The following is an 18,986-nucleotide window of genomic DNA, read 5'->3' as shown; positions in this document are numbered from 1 at the left end:
TTGTTCCCTAATCGATCGTCACGTAGTCGGGGCCGGAGTAGTGCCCGGTCGTCATCTTTTGGCGCTGCAGCAGCACGTCGTTGAGCAGGCTGGAAGCCCCGAAGCGAAACAGGTGCGGCGTGAGCCAGTCCTCTCCCACGGTTTCGGCGACCGTCACGAGGTATTTGATGGCGTCCTTCGACGTACGGATGCCGCCGGCCGGTTTCACGCCGATCTGCACCCCGGTGAGGCGGTACCAGTCGCGCACGACCTCGAGCATCGACAGCGTCACGGGCAGCGTCGCGGCCGGGGCCACCTTGCCGGTGGAGGTCTTGATGAAGTCACCGCCGGCCAGAATGGCCAGCCAAGAGGCGCGGCGCACGTTGTCGTAGGTGTTCAGTTCGCCGGTCTCGAGAATCACCTTGAGGTGAGCCATCGAACCGTCGACCCGACGGCAGGCGTCTTTCACGGCGACGATCTCGTCGTAGACCTGGCCGAACCGGCCGGCCAGAAAAGCACCACGGTCGATGACCATGTCGATTTCGTCGGCGCCGGCCGCGACCGAGTCGCGCACGTCGGCGAGCTTGATCGACAGGGAGGCGCGGCCGCTCGGAAAAGCGGTGGCGACGGCGGCCACGTTGACTCCCTCCGTGCCGCCGGCGGCATGGGCGGAGCCGAGCGCGTTGACGGCGGTACCGACCATGTCGCCGTAGACGCAGACCGCGGCGACACGGGGGGTACCGGGGTCGCTCGGGTCTGGCACAAGCGCCTTGGCGACGAGCGAGCGCACCTTGCCGGGGGTGTCAGCGCCCTCGAGGGTGGTGAGGTCGATCAGGCCGATGATGGTGTCGATCGCCCAGCGTTTGGAGCTGGTTTTGATCGAGCGGGTGCCGAGGTCGGCGGCGCGAGCTTCGAGGCCGACGGCGTCGATTCCGGGGATTCCGTGCAGGTACCGGCGCAGGTTGGCGTCGGTGGCCTCCCCGCCGATCAGCGCGAGGGCACGCTGTTCCGGCTGGTAGGTAGCCAGGGGGGTGTGAGTCATGGGGTGTCCTTTTCCTGGAGCAGAGCGTTCGCGGTGTCTTCGTCGGTCACCAGCACGGTGCACAGGCCGTTACGCACGACGGCGCGAGCGATGGCGTGCTTGTTGTTTCCGGAGATGACGGCGATGGTGAGCGGGGCGCGGCGCAACTGGTCGATCTGGATGCCGACCGTGCGTTCGTTGAGTTCGGGGTCGACGATGCGGCCGTTGGCATCGATGTACCGGCCGACGACATCGCCGACCGCGCCGCGGGAGACGAGGTCGTCGATCTGCTCCACGGTGAGGTAGCCGCTGTCGACGAGGGCGGAATTCGCATCCGCCTGCCCGGCGCTGAAAACGTAGGCCTGCGCGTTGCGGGCCAGGGCGAGCACCCCTGCGACGGTGCGGTCGGCTTCCATCGCCTGCTTGGTTTCGAGGCGTTCGAAGATGGCGGGGCTCGGCAGCAGAGTGGCCGAACCGTCGGCCTTGTGGGCGATGGTGACGGCAGTGGATGCCGCGGTGCCGGTGCGCTGGTTCAGGCTGACGCCGCCGTTGATCTGCACCACGTTCACCCCCGGAGCCCACCCCTGTTTGAGGTGCAGGGAGACATCGTGCAGGGTTCGACCCCAACTGATGCCAAGGGTGCGCGGAATCGGGCGGAGGCTGGTGAGGTAGTCGGCGGCGGCCTGCGCGGTGCGGGACTGCAGTTCGGCGTCACTCGATACGCCGGCGGAGGAGACCACGATGGCGTCGGTGAGGCCGGTCGATTCGCGGAGGCGGCGTTCGATCGGCAGCCGGCGGGCGCGCGGATGCACGATCTCGATGCGGATGAAACCGTTGGCCTTGGCACTGGCCAGCAAGCGGCCGACCTTCCACCGAGTCAGGCGGAGAATCACGCCGATCTCGTCCTGGGTCTGATTCTCTTCGTAGTAAAGCTCGGCGGCGCGGATGGACAGGAGTTCGTCGGTGTCGCTCATGGAAAGATCGCGGTCCAATCGTTTGAACCCAGCCTACGACGGTCCGCGGCACGAATCAACAGCCGTAGGGATTGTTGCTCATCTGAGCAGATGCGCGATCTTCTACGATGAGTGCATGCCCGCCATTGAAGCCTCCACGTACGTTCTCGCCGTCGATGTGGGAGGCACCAAGGTCGAAGCTGCCCTCGTAAATGACCTCGGAGTCGTGCTCGGTACCAGCCGACACCGCGCACCGACCGGGGCGCGCGCGACGAGCGACGAACTGGCATCCGCTGTCAGTGGCGTGGTGCTGCAAACCCTGGCGAGCCTGCCGCCGGAATATCCGTTGGTCGGGGTCGGTATCGGCTGTGCCGGGCCGATCCAGCTGGCGCAGGGGGCGGTGTCACCGTTGAACCTGCCGGTCTGGCGCGAGTATCCGCTCAAGGAGCTGGTGGTCGGCCTCGTTCCCGGCCTGCCGGTGCGCCTGCGCATGGACGGGCTCTGCATCACCCTCGCCGAGCACTGGGTCGGCGCCGGCCAGGGCGTCGACAACCTGATGGGCATGATCGTGTCGACCGGCATCGGCGGCGGCCTGATCCTCGGCGGGGTGACCGCGTCGGGGCCGACCGGAAACGCCGGGCATATCGGCCACATCGAGGTCGGCGGTTTTGGCGACCCCTGCGCCTGCGGTGGAGTGGGCTGCATCGAGGCCATCGCCTCGGGGCCGAAGACCGTCGCCTGGGCACGCAGCCAGGGCTTCACCGGCGAGTCGGGCGAAGACCTCGCGGCAGCCTACGCGGCCGCCGATCCGATCGCGGTCGCCGCCGTTGCACGCAGCGGCGGGGCGCTCGGTCAGGCCCTCGCGTCCGCAGCAACTCTGCTCGACCTTGACCTCGTGGCCATCGGCGGCGGCTTCTCCAACGTCACCCCCGACCTGCTCGAGTTCGCCCGCGAGGCGATCAAACGGCGGGTGCAGTTCGCCTATGCCACCCGGGTGCGAGTGGTTCCGTCAGCGCTGTCGGGCGACGGCCCGCTGATCGGTGCTGCGGCACTGATCCACCGAGCCGAACTGGTGCCCTGAGGTCCGTCAGCGTGAGCGTTCCAGATCGTCCTCGAGCATGTGCGGACGACCGATCACGGTACCCGCGATGATGATCGCCAGAGCGGTGGCGAGCAGAAAGCCGAGCGGCCAGGTCCAGCCGCCGCTGAGCTCGTGCAATAGACCGAAAACCAGCGGCCCCAGGGCTCCCAGTGTGTAGCCGACGCTCTGCACAAAGCCGCTGAGAGCCACAGCGCCAGCATGGGTGCGGGTGCGCAGGTTGATCAGCACGAGCGCGAGCGGAAAGAACAACGGCCCCAGGCCCGCAAAGCTGACCCAGAGCCAGGTCAGGGTCTCCGGCGCGAACAGTAGACCGAGATCACCGGCCACGAACAGGAACACTCCGATATAGACAAGCGGCCCGACGTTGGCCATGCGGGCGGTGAGCACCGGAATGATCAGCGCGCACGGTATTCCCATGCCGGCATAGACCGCGAGGAGGGTTCCAGCCTGGGCCGGACTGACCCCCGCAGTATCGACGAGCAATTGCGGCAGCCAGGCGAACATGGCGTAAGCATTGAGCGACGAGGCCGCAAACACCCCGGCGATCGCCCACGCGATCGATGATTTCCAGAGGCGACCGAGAATGGCAGCGTCGGCCTCGTCGACGACCGGGCCGGGGGTTTGCGTGATGCGATGCCGCAGGAGCATGGTGATCCACGGCACCAGAGCCAGCAGGGCCAGCAGCATCCATATGCCGAGCGAGACCCGCCAGCCGGCGGCATCCGCTACCGGAACGGCGATCAGGGGCGGCACGAGGGCGCTCAAGGACACCACGGTGACGTAGACGCTCGTCATGAGCCCGACGCGGTCCGGAAAGTACTTCTTGACCAGTGGCGGCAGGAGCACGTTGCCGATGCCGAGTCCGGCGAAGGCGATGACACTGCCGATAATGAGCATGGTGATCGAGCCGGACAAGCCTCGAGTGAGGTGACCGAGAAGAATCGCGATGAGGGCGAGCACGAGTGGCGCTTCGAGTCCGTGGCGGCGGGTGATCATGGGGGTGAAGATGCCGAACAGCGCGAAGCAGACCGGTGGGAGCATGCCGAGCACCCCGATTGACACCGTGCTCAGGGGGATATCGACGTTGATCTCGGTCACGATCGGCGAGAGCGCTGCGACAGCGTTGCGCAGGTTGGCCGCCACGAAAATGATGCCTAGCAGGGCGAGGCCGCGCCCCGGCCACAGTCGGCGGGAGGAGGCGGTATTCACTCGGTCAGTCTAGGGCTGCGGTCGGCTGCGTTCCCGCTGCACCTCGACGGCCAGATTCTTCAAGTCGTCCCAGCGTTCGGGGGCTACGAGACCGGGCAGCATCAGCGACCACATCTCGGTCAGTCGCTGGTCGATGTCGCCGCGCCTGGTCAGAACGTCCGAGACGACCTGCACGCCGGTGAAACCGGCGGTGAAAAAGCGTGCTGCAGCCGGCACATCGACCGTTGGCGCCACATCCCCGTCGGCGATCCCCCGGCGCAAAAATTCCTCACAGGCGACCATCCAGTCGAGATAGGGAGCCGACACCGGCGTGGAAAAATTGACGGCCTCAATGGTCAGGCGCACCCCGGCGCTGACGATGAGGTCATCGCGCAACTGGCGAGCCAGCTCGTAGGACATGGAGACGAGGGCGCGCAGGCCCGGCACGTTATCGTCGAGCAGCGCTCGGCCGGCACCGACCGATTTCTCGTGCTGGGCATCGATAATGGCCACCGCGAGGGCTTCCTTGGAATCGAAGTGAAAGTACAGGGCCCCCTTGGTTACCCCGGCGGCAGCACTCACCTGCGCGAGGGACGTGCTCCCGTATCCGCGTTGCTCGAAAGCTTCCGCGGCACCGCGAATTATCGCTGCGCGCGTTTCTATTGCTCGTGCTTGTTGTGACATAAAACCCCCAGGAAATTACTCGTGATCCCAGCGTACCGGGGCGAAGTAGCCCCCACGCGATGACCCCGGAGGCCTCCACCATTCTCTGTTTGTGACTGTACAATAAAAATACTATTTGGTATGGTTTCTGACATGGGGGATGTGGGCGATAACGGCTGGGTGGGCATCATTGTGGCGGTGTGTGCCGGCGTGATCGTGCTCACGCTGTCGCTCGTGGCCATGATTCAGATCGGGCGGGCCGCGCACCTGCGCCCCAGCGTTCGTACCAACTGGGTACTGGCGGTCCTGCTCGCCCCGTTGTTCGGCGCGACGGCCTGGTTCGCCGTCGGCAACCGGCTGCGGCTGGACTAACGCGCGTTCGTGCGGCTCAGAATTGCCCGAACCCGCGCGACGTCATCGCGGATTTGCTCGATTAACGGGTCGATGCCCGAATAGGCAACCATGCCGCGAATCCGCTCCACGAACGATACGTCGACGACGTGGTCATAGAGGTCAAGATCCACTTCGTCGAGCACGTACGCTTCGACCTGCTTCGGGGCCACGCCGTCGAAGGTGGGGTTGTTGCCCACCGAGATGGCTGCCGGGTAGCGGGATCCCGCATCGCTCAGCCAGCCGGCGTACACGCCGTCGGCGGGAATCAGGCCGTCGGAATCGGCTGACAGGTTGGCGGTGGGAAAACCGAGCTCGCGGCCCCTGGCGGCACCGTGCACGACGACGCCGCGAACGGTGGGCAGGTGGCCGAGCAGTTCGCCGGCTTCGGTGACCTCGCCGCTGCCGAGCAGCTCGCGGATCCAGGTCGACGACACCCTTCGGGCGCCGTCGGGCTTCAGGTCGTCGATCAGGCGCACTTCGTAGCCGAACTCGGTGCCGAGCTCACGGAGCAGGGCCACGTCGCCCGCGCCCTTCGCCCCGAACCGAAAGTCGCGACCGACCAGCACAAACCGGGCATGCAGCGCGGTGACCAGGATGCGCTCGATGAAGTCACGCGGAGGCAGGCTGGAGAGTGCCTGGTTGAATTCGAGCAGCAGCGTGGCATCAACGCCGGTCTCGGCGATCAGGTTGAGTTTCTGTTCGGCGCTGACCAGCGCGCTCGGGCAGGTGGCCGGCGAAAGCAGGGCGAGCGGATGCCGGTCGAACGTGACGACGACGGTCGCGAGTTGTTCCCGGGCCGCGATGGTCTTGAGTTCGGCGATGACCGCGCGATGCCCGGCGTGCACACCATCGAACTTGCCGATGCTCACGGCCGACTTGGGCCAGTCGATCGGCACCGAGTCGACACCATAGAGGATTTTCATGAGCGTCCCTCGGCCAACGCGACCGGGTGACGTCGAAGCCACCACATGCCCAGTAGCGGGAGTACCAGCGGAATGAAGACATAGCCGCTGCCGTAGACCGACCACACGGTGGCATGCTGGAACAGCGCCGGGTCGACCAGGCTCAGCGTTCCCACGACGAGAACTCCGAGCAGTTCGAAGCTGATCGTGGTCCAGGCGATGCGATACCAGAGGGCGCTGCGTTTGATCAGGGCGATCGTGGCCACAATGTAGACGACGGCAGCGAGAGCCGACAGTGTGTAGGCGAGCGGCGCTTCATCGTAAGCCCGCACGATCTGCACGAACGAACGCCCGGTGGCCGCGAGGGCCAGCACGCCGTAGACAGCAATCAAGAGTCGACCGATGCCGCTCACTCGGCTGGAGGGGGCTGGCGTTCCGGTGTCTGATTGTGTCATTGCTCGGCATTCATCTGGTTCTGTAATTATTGCAGCATCGGAGCGAACCTGGAACCGCTTAGCTGCCCTGCACGTTCCAGATCTGGTTCATGCGGTACAGCATGACGGCGACCGACAGGCAGGTGACGCCGAGGATCACCGTGCTCCAGCGGCTGCGTTCGACCAGTGCCCAGAATCCGGCCGCGACCGGCAGCAGGATGGCGCTGATTAGGTAGGTGTAGAACTCGAGCAGGCTGCCGGTGGCCGTGTTGCCGGCCAGCGGCGCCGCGATCGCGGCCGCGAGCTGCACGATCAGCAAGAGTTCGACGAGTGCTGTCGCGCCCATGGTGAGGTCGGTGGGTTTGCGCCCGAACAGGCCCAGGACGACACAGAGCACGCCGCCGGGCACGGCGATGGCCAGTTGCAGCCAGGTGAACCATTCGATCATGGGGTGGGTGTCGATTCGCTCGGTTCATCGGGTGGAAAGTTCAGCAGAGACTTGGCCTGGTCGCCGCGGTATTCGACCAGTCCGACCAGGCGGCCGTCGGGAGCGATGGCAGCGACCGGTCCGGTGCGGGTGGCATCCGGCTCGACCGTGATGCGTTTGCCATGGCCAAGGTCGACGGCCTGCTCGCGGGTCAGCGTGAGGCTCGGGAGCAGCCGGGTGGCGGCATCCGCTGGCGAAATGAGTTGGGCGGCGACGTCGACTTGTTCGAGGGTCGCCGCTTTCTCGATGCGGAACGGGCCGATCCGGGTGCGGCGCAGCGCGGTGAGGTGCCCACCGACGCCGAGCGAGCGCCCGAGGTCGCGGGCGAGGGCTCGAATGTAGGTGCCGGATGCGCACTCTACGCGCACCTCGAGGTCAAGAAATCCGTCGCGGCGGGTGCTGGAGAGCAGTTCGAATTCGCTCACCGTCACCGGCCGGGACGGCAGCTGCACGTCTTCACCGGCACGCACCCGGGCGTAGGCACGCTTACCGTCGACCTTGATGGCGCTGACCGCGCTCGGCTGCTGGCTGATGTCGCCCGTGAGGTCCTTTATGCCGGCAGCGACGGCCGCGGGGGTGATACCGGCGACCTGCTCGGCGGTGGCGCGGGTGAGGCAGTCGCCCTCCGCGTCGTCCGTTGTGGTGGACTGGCCGAGGCGGATGGTGGCAAGGTATTCCTTGTCGAGGCCGACGACGTAGCTGAGCAGCCGGGTCGAGCTGTTGATGCCGAGTACGAGCAGCCCGGTAGCCATGGGGTCGAGGGTGCCGGCGTGGCCGACCTTGCGGGTTCCGGCCAGACGCCGGGTTCGGGCGACAGCGTCATGGCTGGTCCAGCCCTGCGCCTTGTCAATGAGTAGAAGGCCGCTGGTCACTTCCTGAGGGTACCAGCGTGCGACTGGGGCCGCGGTGCGAATCGGCTAATGAGCCGTAGTATATGAGCCGTGAGAATCTCGGTGATCGGTGCTGGCGCCCTGGGGAGTACGTTCGCCTGCCTGCTCGCGGCCGAAGGGCATGATCTGGTGGTCACTGCCCGCGGGGCGGCGCTGCCGGCTCTGCTGTCCGAGGGCATCCGCTTGACCGGGGGCTTCGGCGATCGGCTCGCGCGGCCGCTCGCGGTTGAACGGCTGACGGAACCGTGCGATCTGGCGCTGATCTGTACCAAGGCGCAGGATGCCGCGGCGGCAATTGCCGAGAACTCCGCCGTGCTCGACGGCACGCCGGTGATCGTCGTGCAGAATGGGCTCGACGGGGTCATGACAGCGCGCAGGCTGCTGCCGCGGTCGGACTGCTTTGGGCTGATCACGATCATTGCCGCGCACTATGAGGGGCCGGGCCGGGTGCGGGTAACCACGGCCGCCCAGAGCTATCTCGGCCGCGGCGATGGCAGAGCGGATGCGGCCACCTTGCGCTGGCAAGCGCTGCTGGACGCCGCCGTGCCCACCCTGGCCCTGGATAATTTCGTTGGTGCGCAGTGGACCAAGCTCGTTGTCAACATGCTCAACGCCCTGCCGGCCATCACCGGGATGAGCGTGCAGGACGTGATCGGTCAGGCCGGCCTTCGCCAGCTCATGACCTGGAGCATGCGCGAAACCGTGCGGGTCGGCCGAGCCAGCGGAGTGCGGTTTGGCTCGTTGCAGGGGCTTTCGCAGTGGCGCCTGCGTCTCTTTGCCCTCGCGCCGGTCTGGGCCGGGCAGGTGCTGCCACTCTCGATGCGCACCCGCATGGGCACTGTGCCAAACCAGGGTTCGACCCTGCAGAGTCTCGCGCGCGGTCAGCGCACCGAGATTGATTTTCTGAACGGCGCCGTGGTGCGGGCCGCGGCGGGGGCCCGCACCACGGCGCCGGTGAACGCGCGACTCACCGAGCTGGTGCACGAGGTCGAGCAGAGCGGTGTCTTTCTTACGCCGGCCGAAGTTCGGGGCCGGTTTCGCTAGCAGCGGTCGGTCAGCACGCGGCGCGGGGCCTGCGGGTTGGTCTCGTCGACCACGGCCGACACGATATCGCGTGGGTGCACCTCAGCGAGGTAGCGCGTTTGGGGCTCGCTGCCCCGTTCGCCCTCCAGCAGCACGCTGAACAGCCAGAGCCCGTGCAGTTCGGGGCGGTTGATGTAGTCGCCGTCGATGATCAGCGTGGCATCGGCGGGCGCGGTCTGCCAGGTCGGCTGAATCCAGGCGTCGCGGTCGGGGTCGAATTCCTCGGTGACGAAGCCGGTACTGCCGCCCATCCGAAACGGTTCAACCAGTACCCGGCGGAGTGCGGAGTAATCGTAGCCGACTCGGTAGAGCCGGTCTGGTGTGTCGGGTGCCAGGCGCTCTTGTTCGGCGCGGGAGTGCTGAAAGTAGCGCAGGCTGGCCCGAAACACGTGCCGCTCCTGTTCACGAAAGACCGCGGCGAGGTCGTCGGCGAAAGTGGCGCGAGCGGCGGCATCCGTTCCGTCGATGGCGATGATCGTGCGGCCTCGACCGTAGTTGTGCAGAATCTCGGCGGCGAGGGTGCGCAGAAAGTCGATGCGCGGTGTGGAAACCAGCTTCATGAATCGAGCCTAGGTTAGAACGGATGAACGTCACACCCTCTCCGCAGACCAATGCGGCCTCTGTCAGCGCCACGCTCAACGCCTGGTTCACCGAGAACGCCCGCGACCTGCCGTGGCGCCGCGACGGCTTCGGGGCCTGGGGCATTCTGGTGAGCGAGTTCATGCTGCAGCAGACGCCGGTGAACCGGGTCATTCCCCGGCTGGAAGAGTGGCTGGCACGCTGGCCCACACCCGCTTCTCTGGCCGCGGTTCCGCCGAGCGAGGCGGTACGGGCCTGGTCCAGCCTCGGCTACCCGAGGCGCGCGCTGTGGCTGCACGCCGCGGCGGTGCAGATCACCGAGCTGCACGGGGGCGTCGTACCGTCCGACCTTGACGATCTGCTGGCCCTGACCGGCATTGGGGATTACACCGCGCGGGCGGTGGCGACGTTTGCGTATGGCTATCGGCATCCGGTCGTGGATACCAACACGCGGCGGGTGATCGCCCGGGCGATTGCCGGCGCCGGCGAACCCTCCCCGCCCAGCCGAGGCCGCGACCTCGAGTCGATGGGCAAGTTGCTGCCGCAGAGTGCCCAGGAGGCGGCCCTGTTCAACGCCGCGATCATGGAACTCGGTGCGGTGGTGTGCACCAGCCGCAGCCCACACTGCGATGTATGCCCGATTCGGAATGTGTGCGCGTGGCGGGCCGCTGACTACCCGGAATACACCGGCACCCGCAAGGCCGGGCAGAAGAAGTTCGAGGGCAGCGACAGGCAGGTGCGCGGCCTGATCATGGCCGAACTGCGGTCCACCCACCGTTCGGTGACGGATGCCGAGCTCGACACACTCTGGCCGGATTCAGTCCAGTTGCGGCGCGCGCTGGCCAGCCTCCTGGCCGACGGCCTGGCCATGCGGGCGCAGGGCGGCTACACCCTGCCGGTGTGAGCGCATCGCTTACGATTGACCGGTGACCGTTACTACTTCTTCAACCGCCGATGCCCAGTACTCAGCGCTACTGCGCGACACCCTCGCGAACGGTGCCCGCAAGGCCGACCGCACCGGAACCGGCACCCGCAGCGTGTTCGGCCGTCAGCTGCGCTTCGACCTGGCCGCAGGCTTTCCGCTTGTGACTACGAAACGGGTGCACTTCGCGTCGATCGCCTACGAGCTGCTCTGGTTTCTGCGCGGCGACTCCAACGTCACCTGGCTGCAGGAGAAGGGTGTGCGCATCTGGAACGAGTGGGCCGACGAGAACGGCGAGCTCGGCCCGGTCTACGGGGTACAGTGGCGGTCCTGGCCCACCCCGGGCGGTGAGACCATCGACCAGATCAGCCAGGTGCTCGACACCCTGCACACCGATCCGGATTCACGGCGCATGATCGTCTCGGCCTGGAACGTGGCCGACCTGCCGAAAATGGCCCTCGCCCCCTGCCATGCCCTGTTCCAGTTCTACGTGGCCGACGGCAAGCTGTCCTGCCAGCTGTATCAGCGCAGCGCCGATCTGTTTCTCGGCGTGCCGTTCAACATTGCCAGTTACGCCCTGCTCACCCAGCTCGTCGCCGAGCAGGCCGGCCTCGAACTCGGTGAATTCGTCTGGACCGGCGGGGACTGCCACATCTACGACAACCACGTCGAGCAGGTCACGGAGCAGCTCTCGCGCGCTGCGTTCCCCTCCCCCACGCTGCGCATCAAGCCGGGCCGCGCGAGCCTGTTCGACTACGAGTACGACGACCTCGTGCTGGAGAACTACCAGCACCATCCCGCCATCCGCGGCGCGGTGGCGGTATGACCCTTGGCCTGATCTGGGCGCAGACGCTCGGCGGCGTCATCGGGGCGGATGGGGTCATGCCCTGGCACCTGCCGGAGGACCTCGCCCATTTTCGTGCCGTCACGAGTGGCAGCGCCGTCATCATGGGCCGGCGCACCTGGGATTCCCTCCCCGAACGATTCCGCCCCCTTCCGGGCCGAAAGAACGTGGTGATCACCAGGCAGCGCGGCTGGGCCGCGGCGGGGGCATCCGTTGCCCACACCCTGGAAGACGCTCTCGCCCTCACCGAGGGTGACCTGTGGGTGATCGGCGGCGCTGAAATCTATGGGCTCGCTCTGCCCTACGCCGACGTGCTCGAGGTGACCGAGATCGATGCCTCCATTGCCGGCGACACCTACGCCCCCGCCATCACGGCCGCCTGGACCCGCGTGACCGCAAACCCGCCAAGCGGATGGCTAAGCTCGACCACGGCACTCCCGTACCGTTTCGCGCGTTACGAGCGCACCCCCGCACCCGTCCCGGCCCCGACGTCCTAGCCCGCCGCAGCCGCCGGGAGTGCACCCCTCAACTCGGACGGGGCCCAGGCCCCGTCCGAGGGCCCAGTTTATAAACTGGGCCCGGGGACGGGGCCTGGGCCCCGTTCAGTGTGCTGGTGGTGCTAGTGCTTCGCGGTGCTCGCGGCGTCAGACTCATCGTCATCAGAGTCGTCGTCGAGGTCGTACTCGCGTGGCTTCTTGTACGGGTCGGCGTCGCCGGCGTACGTGGCCGTGCCCTTGCTGTCCTCGGTCGCACTGTCGCGGTCGTGCGCTTCGCGCAACAGATCGTCGATGAGCGCCGCGTTCTCCGGGATACCATCCGCGATGAACTCGATCGACGGTGTCAGCCGCGCGGTGATGTTCTTTCCCACTTCGCTGCGCATCAGCCCGGTCGCAGCCTTCAACGCCGCTGCGCTGTCGGTACGCTCCTCGATCGAGCCGTACACGGTGTAGAACACCGATGCGTGCTGCAGATCGCCCGTGACCTTCACGTCTGTGATGGTCACGAACCCGAGCCTCGGGTCGCGAAGTCCCCGCTCCAGCCGCTTGGCGATGATGACCTTAATGCGGTCCGCCATCTTTCTGGCGCGTTCCGGATCTGCCATGACTTACTCCTTGTTAGCCGGCACCGAAGCGCCAGGTACTTCCGTTTTTTCACCGTATTAAACGGATGCTGCCTACCCAACTGAGGGTCGGGGCAAATTTTCCCTTGAAAAGGGAATCGGGGTAGGGGTCCCCGCTCTTTCCTTTTCAAGGGGAAATTTGCGGAGACCCGACCCAATGCGGAAGTCGGGCTCCGTGAGAAGCCCGACCCCCCAAACCAACGCTAGACGCGCGGCTTCTCCTTCATTTCGATGGTCTCAATCTCATCGCCAATTCGGATGTCGTTGAACTTGCCCAGTCCGATACCACACTCGAAGTCCGTACGAACCTCGGTGACGTCGTCCTTGAAGCGACGCAGCGACTCGATGCCCAGGTTGTCCCCCACCACTATGCCCTCGCGAATAACGCGAGCCTTGGCATTTCGGGTGATGGTACCGGAGCGCACGATGACACCGGCGACGTTTCCGAACTTCGACGAGCTGAAAACCTCGCGAATTTCGGCGATACCGCTCTGGATCTCCTCGTACTCGGGCTTGAGCATTCCCTTGAGGGAATTCTCGATGTCCTCGAGGGCGGAGTAGATGACGGAGTAGAAGCGCACGTCGACGCCTTCGCGGGCAGCACGCTCGCGGGCCTTCGTGTCGGGGCGAACGTTGAACCCGATGATGATGGCGTTGTCGACGGTAGCGAGGTTGACGTCGCTCTCCGTGACCGCACCGACACCACGGTGGATGATGCGCAGCTGAACCGAATCGTCGACCTCGATCTTGAGCAGCGACTCTTCCAGGGCCTCAACGGCACCGGAAACGTCACCCTTGATGATGAGGTTGAGCGACTCGACCTTGCCCTCTTCGAGAGCACGGGTGAAGTCTTCGAGGCTGATGCGCTTGCGGGCCTTGGCCAGCAGCGCGTTGCGCTCGGCGGCTTCACGCTTCTCAGCGATCTGACGGGCTGTACGGTCTTCCTCGATGACGAGAAAGGTGTCGCCGGCGCGGGGAACGCTCGACAAACCCTGCACCTGAACCGCGCGGGACGGCGTGGCGGCGAGAACGGCAACACCGTTTTCGTCGGCCATCGCACGAACGCGGCCATAGGCCGTTCCGGCGACGATGGAGTCTCCAACGTGCAGCGTTCCGGACTGGATGAGCACGGTTGCCACCGCGCCGCGGCCCTTGTCGAGGCGAGCCTCGATGGCGACACCGCGGGCATCCTTGTTCGGGTTGGAGCGCATGTCGAGTCCGGCGTCAGCGACCAGGAGCACGGCGTCAAGGATTTCCTTGATGCCGGTCTTGTTCTTGGCCGACACGTCGACGAACATGACGTCTCCGCCGTATTCTTCGGCGACGAGGCCGAATTCGGTGAGCTGCTGACGCACCTTCTGCGGGTTGGCGCCGGGCTTGTCGATCTTGTTCACTGCGACGACGATCGGCACGTTGGCGGCCTGGGCGTGGTTGAGCGCCTCAATCGTCTGCGGCATGATGCCGTCATCGGCAGCGACCACGAGGATGGCGATGTCGGTGACCTGCGCACCACGAGCACGCATGGCGGTGAACGCCTCGTGACCCGGTGTGTCAATGAAGGTCAGCGCGCGGTCGATACCCTCGTGCTCGGTGATGATCTGGTACGCACCGATGTGCTGCGTGATTCCACCGGCTTCACCCTCGGCGACCTTGGCGTTACGGATCGCGTCAAGGAGCGCGGTCTTACCGTGGTCGACGTGGCCCATGACGGTCACGACGGGAGGACGAATCTCGAGGTCTTCATCGGTTTCGTCTTCGAGTTCCTGGTCGATGTCGATGTCGAACGCGAGCAGCAGCTCACGGTCTTCGTCATCGGGCGAGACCATCTGGATCTTGTAGCCGAGCTCGCTGCCGAGCACGTCGAACGTGGCCTCATCGAGGGACTCCGTTGCCGTGGCCATTTCACCGAGGTGGAACAGTACGGTAACGAGGTTTCCGGGGCTGGCGTCAATCTTGTCGGCGAAGTCCGTAATGGATGCTCCGCGACGCAGACGCACAACGGTTCCGCCGTCGCCGCGGGGTACGGATACTCCACCCAGCGACGGGGCCTCGCGCAGCTCGAACTCTGCTCTCTTCGTACGCTTCGACTTGCGCGCCTTGTTCTTGCCGCCACCGCGACCGAAGGCACCAGCGGTGCCACCGCCCGGGCCGCGACCGCGACCGGCTCCGCCTCCTCCACCGGCGGGGCGAGGCGGGCCGAAGCCGGGAGCTCCGGCGGGAGCGCCGGGACGAGTGAATCCGGGGCGTGCGGCGCCGGCTCCACCCGGAGCGCCGCCTGGACGCTGGAAAGCGCCCGGACGCTGTCCGAAACCGGTCGGGCGTGCAGCCTGGCCGGGTCCGCCAGGGCGCGGGGCGCCTGGGCGAGGCGCCGGAGGGCGCGGAATGTTGCTCGGGGTGGGTGTTGCGGGGCGCTGGCCCATGCCCTGCGCACTCGCGAACGGGTTGTTACCCGGACGCGGCGGCTGGGCCGGACGCTGACCCATGCCCTGGTTGCTGGCGAACGGGTTATTGCCCGGTCGTGCAGCTCCGGGGCGAGGCATACCCGGCTTGACCGGCGTAGCCGATCCTGCCGCGGTCTTCGCTTCCGGGGTATCGGTGCTGGGCTTGTCGGCGGCCTCAGCGGCGGCGGCCTTGTCGGCGGCAGCAGCCTTCTGGGCAGCGGCAGCCTTCTCGGCGGCCTGGGTCTGGCGCTCGGCGACGGTGAGCGGCGCGACCGGAAGGGGCGCGGCATCCACTGCGGGAGCGGCCTCGGACGCAACCGGGGCGACCGGTTCGGCAGCGGGCTTCGGGCCCGGACGAGCTCCCGGCTTGGCGCCGTGGCTCGGACGAGCCGGAGTTGGGGTACTGGCAGCGGGCGCGGGCGTTGCAGCCTTGGCGGCGGCGCTGACGGCTTCAAGAGCGACGCGGAGGCGACGCGCTACGGGCGGTTCAACACTGGAAGACGGCCCTTTGACGAACTCGCCCATTTCTTTCAATTTAGCAAGGACATCCTTGCTTTCGAGTCCGAGTTCGGTAGCGATCTCGTGCACGCGTGGTTTCGCAGCCACAATTCTCCTGTTCCGGGCCTGCACCCGGAAAGGGGCAGACCGTTAGTAACGGACGGGTCTCATTTCGAGCCGCTCATTAGTTATCCATAAGCCAATTCAGCCTGTTCTCTAGTTGTTTCGCGTCCAGTGACCTGGTCACGCGAAAGGCACGCCCGAAAGCGTGTCGCCTTACGGCATCCTGAAAGCACGATTCACGGGCGTGCAGCCACGCACCTCTACCGGGGATTGTGGCGGTTTCATCCACCACAACTTCTGATTTCCCAGCAACGATCCGCAAAAGTGAGGATCGAGGGGCGCGCGAACGGCAGCCAATACACGTTCTTACGGAGTCCATCGTACCCCCTATTCGGCATCCTCCAGAATGCTGTCCGGCTGAATGTCGATTTTCGCGCCGGTGAGCTTTGCCGCGAGGCGGGCATTCTGGCCCTCCTTGCCGATGGCGAGCGAGAGCTGGTAGTCGGGCACGAGGGCTCGCACTGCCTTGATCGACTGGTCGATCACATAGGCGCTGGTCACCTTGGCCGGAGACAGTGCGCTCGCGACGAAGGTCGCGAGGTCGGGCGAGAAATCGACGATGTCTATCTTCTCGTTGTTGAGTTCGACGGTCACGGCGCGCACACGCTGGCCGAGTTCGCCGATGCAGGCGCCCTTGGCGTTGACGCCCGGCTCGGTCGCGCGCACCGCAATCTTGGTGCGGTGGCCGGCTTCGCGGGCGAGTGACACGATCTCGACGACTCCGCTGGCAATCTCGGGCACCTCGAGTGCGAACAGCTTGCGCACGAGCGACGGGTGGGTGCGCGACACGGTGATCTGCGGGCCCTTGAGCCCGCGACCGACGGCCGTGACGAACACGCGGATGCGCGCTCCGTGCACGTAGCTCTCGGTGGGGACCTGCTCCTCGGGGGGCATGATCGCTTCGATGGTACCGAGGTCGACGTGGATCATGCGCGGGTTCGGACCCTGCTGGATGATACCGGCGACGATGTCGCCCTCGCGGCCTTTGAACTCGCCGAGCACTGCATCGTCGGCCAGGTCGCGCAGACGCTGGTTGATGACCTGCTTGGCGGCGAAGGCCGCAATACGACCGAAGTCGGTCGGGTTGTCGACGGCTTCGCCGATGACGTTGCCCTCGTCGTCATGCTCGGGAATGTAGATATCCACGTGCCCGGACTTGCGGTCGAGAACGACGCGCGCTTCGGGCACTTCCTGGATATCGTGCTTGGCTTCAGCAATCTTCGACGCCTCAAGCTTCGACACGTCCTGCTGGATGTGCTTGACATAGGCGGTCAGAATCGCCTGTTCAATGATTTGCACGAGTTCCTCGAAGGGAATCTCTTTTTCGCGCTCCAGTAGCCGCAAAACACTGAGGTCGATGTCCATGGCCGGCCTCCTCTACGTACGATCTAGTCGCATGATCTTGCCGCCGCGAAACCGCGCAGCGGGCTGAATACTACGGTACCCGAATCTGCGGCGCCCCGTCACCCACTCGCCCGGGCTGGTCCGGTCCTGCTGGGTTCGCTGCAGAACGGATGCTGCCGGCTGGGCCAGGCAGCATCCGTTCTCGATACTGACTCGTTAGACGAAGTGCTTGGCGACGTCAGCGACGTCGACCTGCTCGCGATCGCCGGTGCGGCGGTTCCACAGTTCGACGATGCCGTCGGCGGCGCCGCGGCCGACGATGACGATCCACGGCACGCCGATGAGCTCGGCGTCACCGAACTTGACACCCGGCGACACCTTGCGGCGGTCGTCGTAGAGCACCTCCCGGCCGGTGGCTTCGATGGCGGCGACGACGGCCTCCGAGGTGTCGAAGACGATCTCGTCCCGGCCGGTGGCGATCACGTGCACGTCGAATGGCGTGACCGATTCGGGCCAGATCAGGCCCTTCGCGTCGTTGTTGAGTTCGGCGATGACCGCGAGGATGCGGGTGACGCCGATGCCGTATGAACCCATCGTGACTGTGACCAGCTTGCCGTTCTCATCGAGAACCTTGAGGCCGAGCACTTCGGCATACTTGCGGCCGAGCTGGAACACGTGACCGATTTCCATACCGCGAATGAGCTCGACCGGGCCGCTTCCGTCGGGGGCGGGGTCGCCGGCGCGCACGTCAGAGGCCTCGACCACATCGTCGATGGCGAAGTCACGGCCGGCGACGAGGCCGAACACGTGCCCATTGTCTTCGTTGGCACCGGTGATCCACTCGGTGCCCGCAACCACGCGCGGGTCGACCAGAAAACGGATTCCGGTGGTCGATTTGATACCAAGAACGGCGCCCTGGGCGCCCCACGGGCCGATGTACCCCTTGACCAGGCCGGGGTTCTGGGCGAAGTCGCCCTCGTTGGCCGCCTCGACCTCGGCGGGGGCGAAGGCGACCTCGACGCGCTTGAGGTCGACCTCGCGGTCGCCGGGAACGCCGATCGCGATGAGTTCCCGGGTGCCGTCGAGGTGCGTGAGCGCGAGCACGACGTTCTTGAGGGTGTCGGCTGCGGTCCACTCGCGACCGTCGAGGCGCGGGTGCTCGGCGTTGGCCTTGTCGACCAGGGTCTGGATGGTCGGGGTGTTCGGGGTGTCGAAGATCTGCGCGGCGGGCAGCGCGCTGAAGTCTTTGTCTTTCGGAACGAGCGTGCGAAACGCCTCGATGTTGGCCGCGTAGCCGCCGGGGCTGCGCACGAAGGTGTCCTCGCCGACGGGGGTGGGGTGCAAAAACTCTTCGCTCTTGGAGCCACCCATGGCGCCGGCATCCGCTTGGACGATCTCGTATTCGAGGCCGAACCGGTTGAAGATGCGCTCGTAGGCGTCGCGCTGCAGCTGGTAGCTCAGGTCGAGGCCGGTGTCGGTGTAGTCGAAGGAGTACGCGTCTTTCATGGTGAATTCGCGGCCGCGCAGCAGTCCGCCGCGTGAGCGTGCCTCGTCGCGGTACTTGTCCTGAATCTGGTAGATCGACAGCGGCAGGTCCTTGTAGCTGCTGTACAGGTCTTTCACGAGCAGCGCGAAGACCTCTTCGTGGGTCGGCGCGAGCAGCATGTCGGAGCCCTTGCGGTCCTTCAGGCGGAACAGGCCCTCGCCGTACTCGTCCCAGCGGCCGGTCAACTCGTAGGGCTCACGCGGCAGCAGGGCCGGAAAGTGCACCTCGTGCGCGCCGGCCGCGGTCATCTCCTCACGGATGATGCGCTCCACTTTTGCCTTCACCCGCAGGCCGAGTGGCAGCCAGGCGAAAATACCCGGGGCCTGGCGACGGATGTAGCCGGCCCGCACGAGGAGGCGGTGGCTGGTCACCTCGGCGTCGGAGGGGTCTTCGCGGAGAGTACGGAGGAAGTAGTTGGAGAGACGTGTAGGCACCCGTCTACCTTACGCGCGCGCCGCGATCCGCTCCCCCACG

General features: G+C 66.1%; 20 protein-coding genes. 6 read left to right on the top strand and 14 right to left on the bottom strand.

What is annotated here, in order from left to right:
* Positions 1-7 precede the first annotated feature (7 nt).
* Both deoC and CXY77_RS09560 read right to left on the bottom strand, forming a co-directional pair.
* Entirely contained in the window at positions 8-1,021 is a 1,014-nt protein-coding gene (gene deoC / locus CXY77_RS09565; protein WP_104129993.1) for a deoxyribose-phosphate aldolase, read from the bottom strand.
* On the bottom strand, positions 1,018-1,974 hold the full coding sequence (locus tag CXY77_RS09560; RefSeq protein WP_092340944.1) for a sugar-binding transcriptional regulator: 957 nt from the start codon (positions 1,972-1,974) through the stop codon (positions 1,018-1,020). The genes deoC and CXY77_RS09560 overlap by 4 nt, the downstream gene beginning before the upstream one ends.
* 115 nt (positions 1,975-2,089) lie before the next feature.
* On the opposite strand from CXY77_RS09560, the gene CXY77_RS09555 reads away from it, so the two are divergent.
* Positions 2,090-3,034: an ROK family protein gene (locus tag CXY77_RS09555; RefSeq protein ID WP_104088785.1), complete on the top strand. Its 945-nt coding sequence runs from the start codon at positions 2,090-2,092 to the stop codon at positions 3,032-3,034.
* A 6-nt stretch (positions 3,035-3,040) separates the two neighbouring features.
* Here CXY77_RS09555 and CXY77_RS09550 read toward each other — a convergent pair whose 3' ends face one another.
* Both CXY77_RS09550 and CXY77_RS09545 read right to left on the bottom strand, forming a co-directional pair.
* Complete coding sequence (locus CXY77_RS09550; RefSeq protein WP_092340941.1) at positions 3,041-4,264, bottom strand: MFS transporter; 1,224 nt, start codon at positions 4,262-4,264, stop codon at positions 3,041-3,043.
* A 9-nt stretch (positions 4,265-4,273) separates the two neighbouring features.
* Positions 4,274-4,927: a ScbR family autoregulator-binding transcription factor gene (locus CXY77_RS09545; protein ID WP_104088783.1), complete on the bottom strand. Its 654-nt coding sequence runs from the start codon at positions 4,925-4,927 to the stop codon at positions 4,274-4,276.
* A 120-nt stretch (positions 4,928-5,047) separates the two neighbouring features.
* Between CXY77_RS09545 and CXY77_RS09540 the strand changes: the two genes are divergently transcribed.
* The gene (locus CXY77_RS09540) at positions 5,048-5,278 is read left to right on the top strand and encodes a hypothetical protein (RefSeq protein WP_134343594.1); all 231 of its coding nucleotides are present in this window, start codon (positions 5,048-5,050) and stop codon (positions 5,276-5,278) included.
* Here CXY77_RS09540 and CXY77_RS09535 read toward each other — a convergent pair.
* The 4 genes from CXY77_RS09535 to truB are packed head-to-tail and all read right to left on the bottom strand — an operon-like array spanning position 5,275 to position 7,994.
* A complete protein-coding gene (locus tag CXY77_RS09535; protein ID WP_092340936.1) occupies positions 5,275-6,222 on the bottom strand; it encodes a bifunctional riboflavin kinase/FAD synthetase in 948 nt (315 codons plus the stop codon). The genes CXY77_RS09540 and CXY77_RS09535 overlap by 4 nt on opposite strands.
* On the bottom strand, positions 6,219-6,656 hold the full coding sequence (locus CXY77_RS09530; RefSeq protein WP_092340935.1) for a hypothetical protein: 438 nt from the start codon (positions 6,654-6,656) through the stop codon (positions 6,219-6,221). The genes CXY77_RS09535 and CXY77_RS09530 overlap by 4 nt, the downstream gene beginning before the upstream one ends.
* Positions 6,657-6,714: 58 nt before the next feature.
* A complete protein-coding gene (locus CXY77_RS09525; RefSeq protein ID WP_092340934.1) occupies positions 6,715-7,083 on the bottom strand; it encodes a hypothetical protein in 369 nt (122 codons plus the stop codon).
* Entirely contained in the window at positions 7,080-7,994 is a 915-nt protein-coding gene (gene truB, locus CXY77_RS09520; protein WP_092340933.1) for a tRNA pseudouridine(55) synthase TruB, read from the bottom strand. The genes CXY77_RS09525 and truB overlap by 4 nt, the downstream gene beginning before the upstream one ends.
* Before the next feature lie 69 nt (positions 7,995-8,063).
* Here truB and CXY77_RS09515 point away from each other — a divergent pair, with 69 nt between their 5' ends.
* Positions 8,064-9,056, top strand: a complete 993-nt coding sequence (locus CXY77_RS09515; RefSeq protein ID WP_092340931.1) for a ketopantoate reductase family protein — start codon at positions 8,064-8,066, stop codon at positions 9,054-9,056.
* Here CXY77_RS09515 and CXY77_RS09510 read toward each other — a convergent pair.
* On the bottom strand, positions 9,053-9,655 hold the full coding sequence (locus CXY77_RS09510; RefSeq protein ID WP_092340930.1) for a hypothetical protein: 603 nt from the start codon (positions 9,653-9,655) through the stop codon (positions 9,053-9,055). The two genes, CXY77_RS09515 and CXY77_RS09510, sit on opposite strands and share 4 nt — an antisense overlap.
* A 23-nt stretch (positions 9,656-9,678) precedes the next feature.
* Here CXY77_RS09510 and CXY77_RS09505 point away from each other — a divergent pair, with 23 nt between their 5' ends.
* Genes CXY77_RS09505 through CXY77_RS09495 form a run of 3 tightly spaced genes read left to right on the top strand, consistent with a single transcriptional unit; the run spans position 9,679 to position 11,937 of the window.
* Entirely contained in the window at positions 9,679-10,578 is a 900-nt protein-coding gene (locus CXY77_RS09505) for an A/G-specific adenine glycosylase (protein WP_092340929.1), read from the top strand.
* Positions 10,579-10,600: 22 nt separating this feature from the next.
* Entirely contained in the window at positions 10,601-11,422 is an 822-nt protein-coding gene (locus CXY77_RS09500) for a thymidylate synthase (protein WP_092340928.1), read from the top strand.
* Entirely contained in the window at positions 11,419-11,937 is a 519-nt protein-coding gene (locus tag CXY77_RS09495) for a dihydrofolate reductase (protein WP_104088778.1), read from the top strand. Before CXY77_RS09500 ends, CXY77_RS09495 begins: the two co-directional genes overlap by 4 nt.
* 122 nt (positions 11,938-12,059) lie before the next feature.
* Here CXY77_RS09495 and rbfA read toward each other — a convergent pair whose 3' ends face one another.
* The 5 genes from rbfA to CXY77_RS09470 form a co-directional block, all read right to left on the bottom strand.
* Positions 12,060-12,542 carry a 30S ribosome-binding factor RbfA gene (gene rbfA, locus CXY77_RS09490; protein WP_104088776.1) on the bottom strand — a complete coding sequence of 161 codons (483 nt, stop codon included), beginning with the start codon at positions 12,540-12,542 and terminating at the stop codon, positions 12,060-12,062.
* Positions 12,543-12,763: 221 nt separating this feature from the next.
* On the bottom strand, positions 12,764-15,607 hold the full coding sequence (infB, locus tag CXY77_RS09485; protein ID WP_092340925.1) for a translation initiation factor IF-2: 2,844 nt from the start codon (positions 15,605-15,607) through the stop codon (positions 12,764-12,766).
* Positions 15,608-15,683: 76 nt separating this feature from the next.
* A complete protein-coding gene (locus CXY77_RS09480; RefSeq protein WP_092340923.1) occupies positions 15,684-15,941 on the bottom strand; it encodes a YlxR family protein in 258 nt (85 codons plus the stop codon).
* Between the two features lie 8 nt (positions 15,942-15,949).
* Positions 15,950-16,987, bottom strand: a complete 1,038-nt coding sequence (gene nusA / locus CXY77_RS09475) for a transcription termination factor NusA (protein ID WP_104129992.1) — start codon at positions 16,985-16,987, stop codon at positions 15,950-15,952.
* 195 nt (positions 16,988-17,182) lie between these two features.
* Entirely contained in the window at positions 17,183-18,946 is a 1,764-nt protein-coding gene (locus CXY77_RS09470) for a proline--tRNA ligase (RefSeq protein ID WP_104129991.1), read from the bottom strand.
* Between the last annotated feature and the right edge of the window lie 40 nt (positions 18,947-18,986).

It is taken from the genome of Cryobacterium sp. N21 (assembly GCF_002929575.1).
Classification (GTDB): domain Bacteria; phylum Actinomycetota; class Actinomycetes; order Actinomycetales; family Microbacteriaceae; genus Cryobacterium; species Cryobacterium flavum.
This window is presented reverse-complemented; position numbering and strand designations above follow the sequence as displayed.

Excerpts from the sequence above, each read along its gene's own strand:
- deoC (WP_104129993.1), bottom strand. The coding sequence starts at position 1,021 with ATGACTCACACCCCCCTGGCTACCTACCAGCCGGAACAGCGTGCCCTC.
- CXY77_RS09560 (WP_092340944.1), bottom strand. The coding sequence starts at position 1,974 with ATGAGCGACACCGACGAACTCCTGTCCATCCGCGCCGCCGAGCTTTAC.
- CXY77_RS09555 (WP_104088785.1), top strand. The coding sequence starts at position 2,090 with ATGCCCGCCATTGAAGCCTCCACGTACGTTCTCGCCGTCGATGTGGGA.
- CXY77_RS09545 (WP_104088783.1), bottom strand. The coding sequence starts at position 4,927 with ATGTCACAACAAGCACGAGCAATAGAAACGCGCGCAGCGATAATTCGC.
- CXY77_RS09540 (WP_134343594.1), top strand. The coding sequence starts at position 5,048 with ATGGTTTCTGACATGGGGGATGTGGGCGATAACGGCTGGGTGGGCATC.
- CXY77_RS09535 (WP_092340936.1), bottom strand. The coding sequence starts at position 6,222 with ATGAAAATCCTCTATGGTGTCGACTCGGTGCCGATCGACTGGCCCAAG.
- CXY77_RS09530 (WP_092340935.1), bottom strand. The coding sequence starts at position 6,656 with ATGACACAATCAGACACCGGAACGCCAGCCCCCTCCAGCCGAGTGAGC.
- CXY77_RS09525 (WP_092340934.1), bottom strand. The coding sequence starts at position 7,083 with ATGATCGAATGGTTCACCTGGCTGCAACTGGCCATCGCCGTGCCCGGC.
- CXY77_RS09510 (WP_092340930.1), bottom strand. The coding sequence starts at position 9,655 with ATGAAGCTGGTTTCCACACCGCGCATCGACTTTCTGCGCACCCTCGCC.
- CXY77_RS09505 (WP_092340929.1), top strand. The coding sequence starts at position 9,679 with ATGAACGTCACACCCTCTCCGCAGACCAATGCGGCCTCTGTCAGCGCC.
- CXY77_RS09495 (WP_104088778.1), top strand. The coding sequence starts at position 11,419 with ATGACCCTTGGCCTGATCTGGGCGCAGACGCTCGGCGGCGTCATCGGG.
- rbfA (WP_104088776.1), bottom strand. The coding sequence starts at position 12,542 with ATGGCAGATCCGGAACGCGCCAGAAAGATGGCGGACCGCATTAAGGTC.
- CXY77_RS09480 (WP_092340923.1), bottom strand. The coding sequence starts at position 15,941 with ATGGACTCCGTAAGAACGTGTATTGGCTGCCGTTCGCGCGCCCCTCGA.
- nusA (WP_104129992.1), bottom strand. The coding sequence starts at position 16,987 with ATGGACATCGACCTCAGTGTTTTGCGGCTACTGGAGCGCGAAAAAGAG.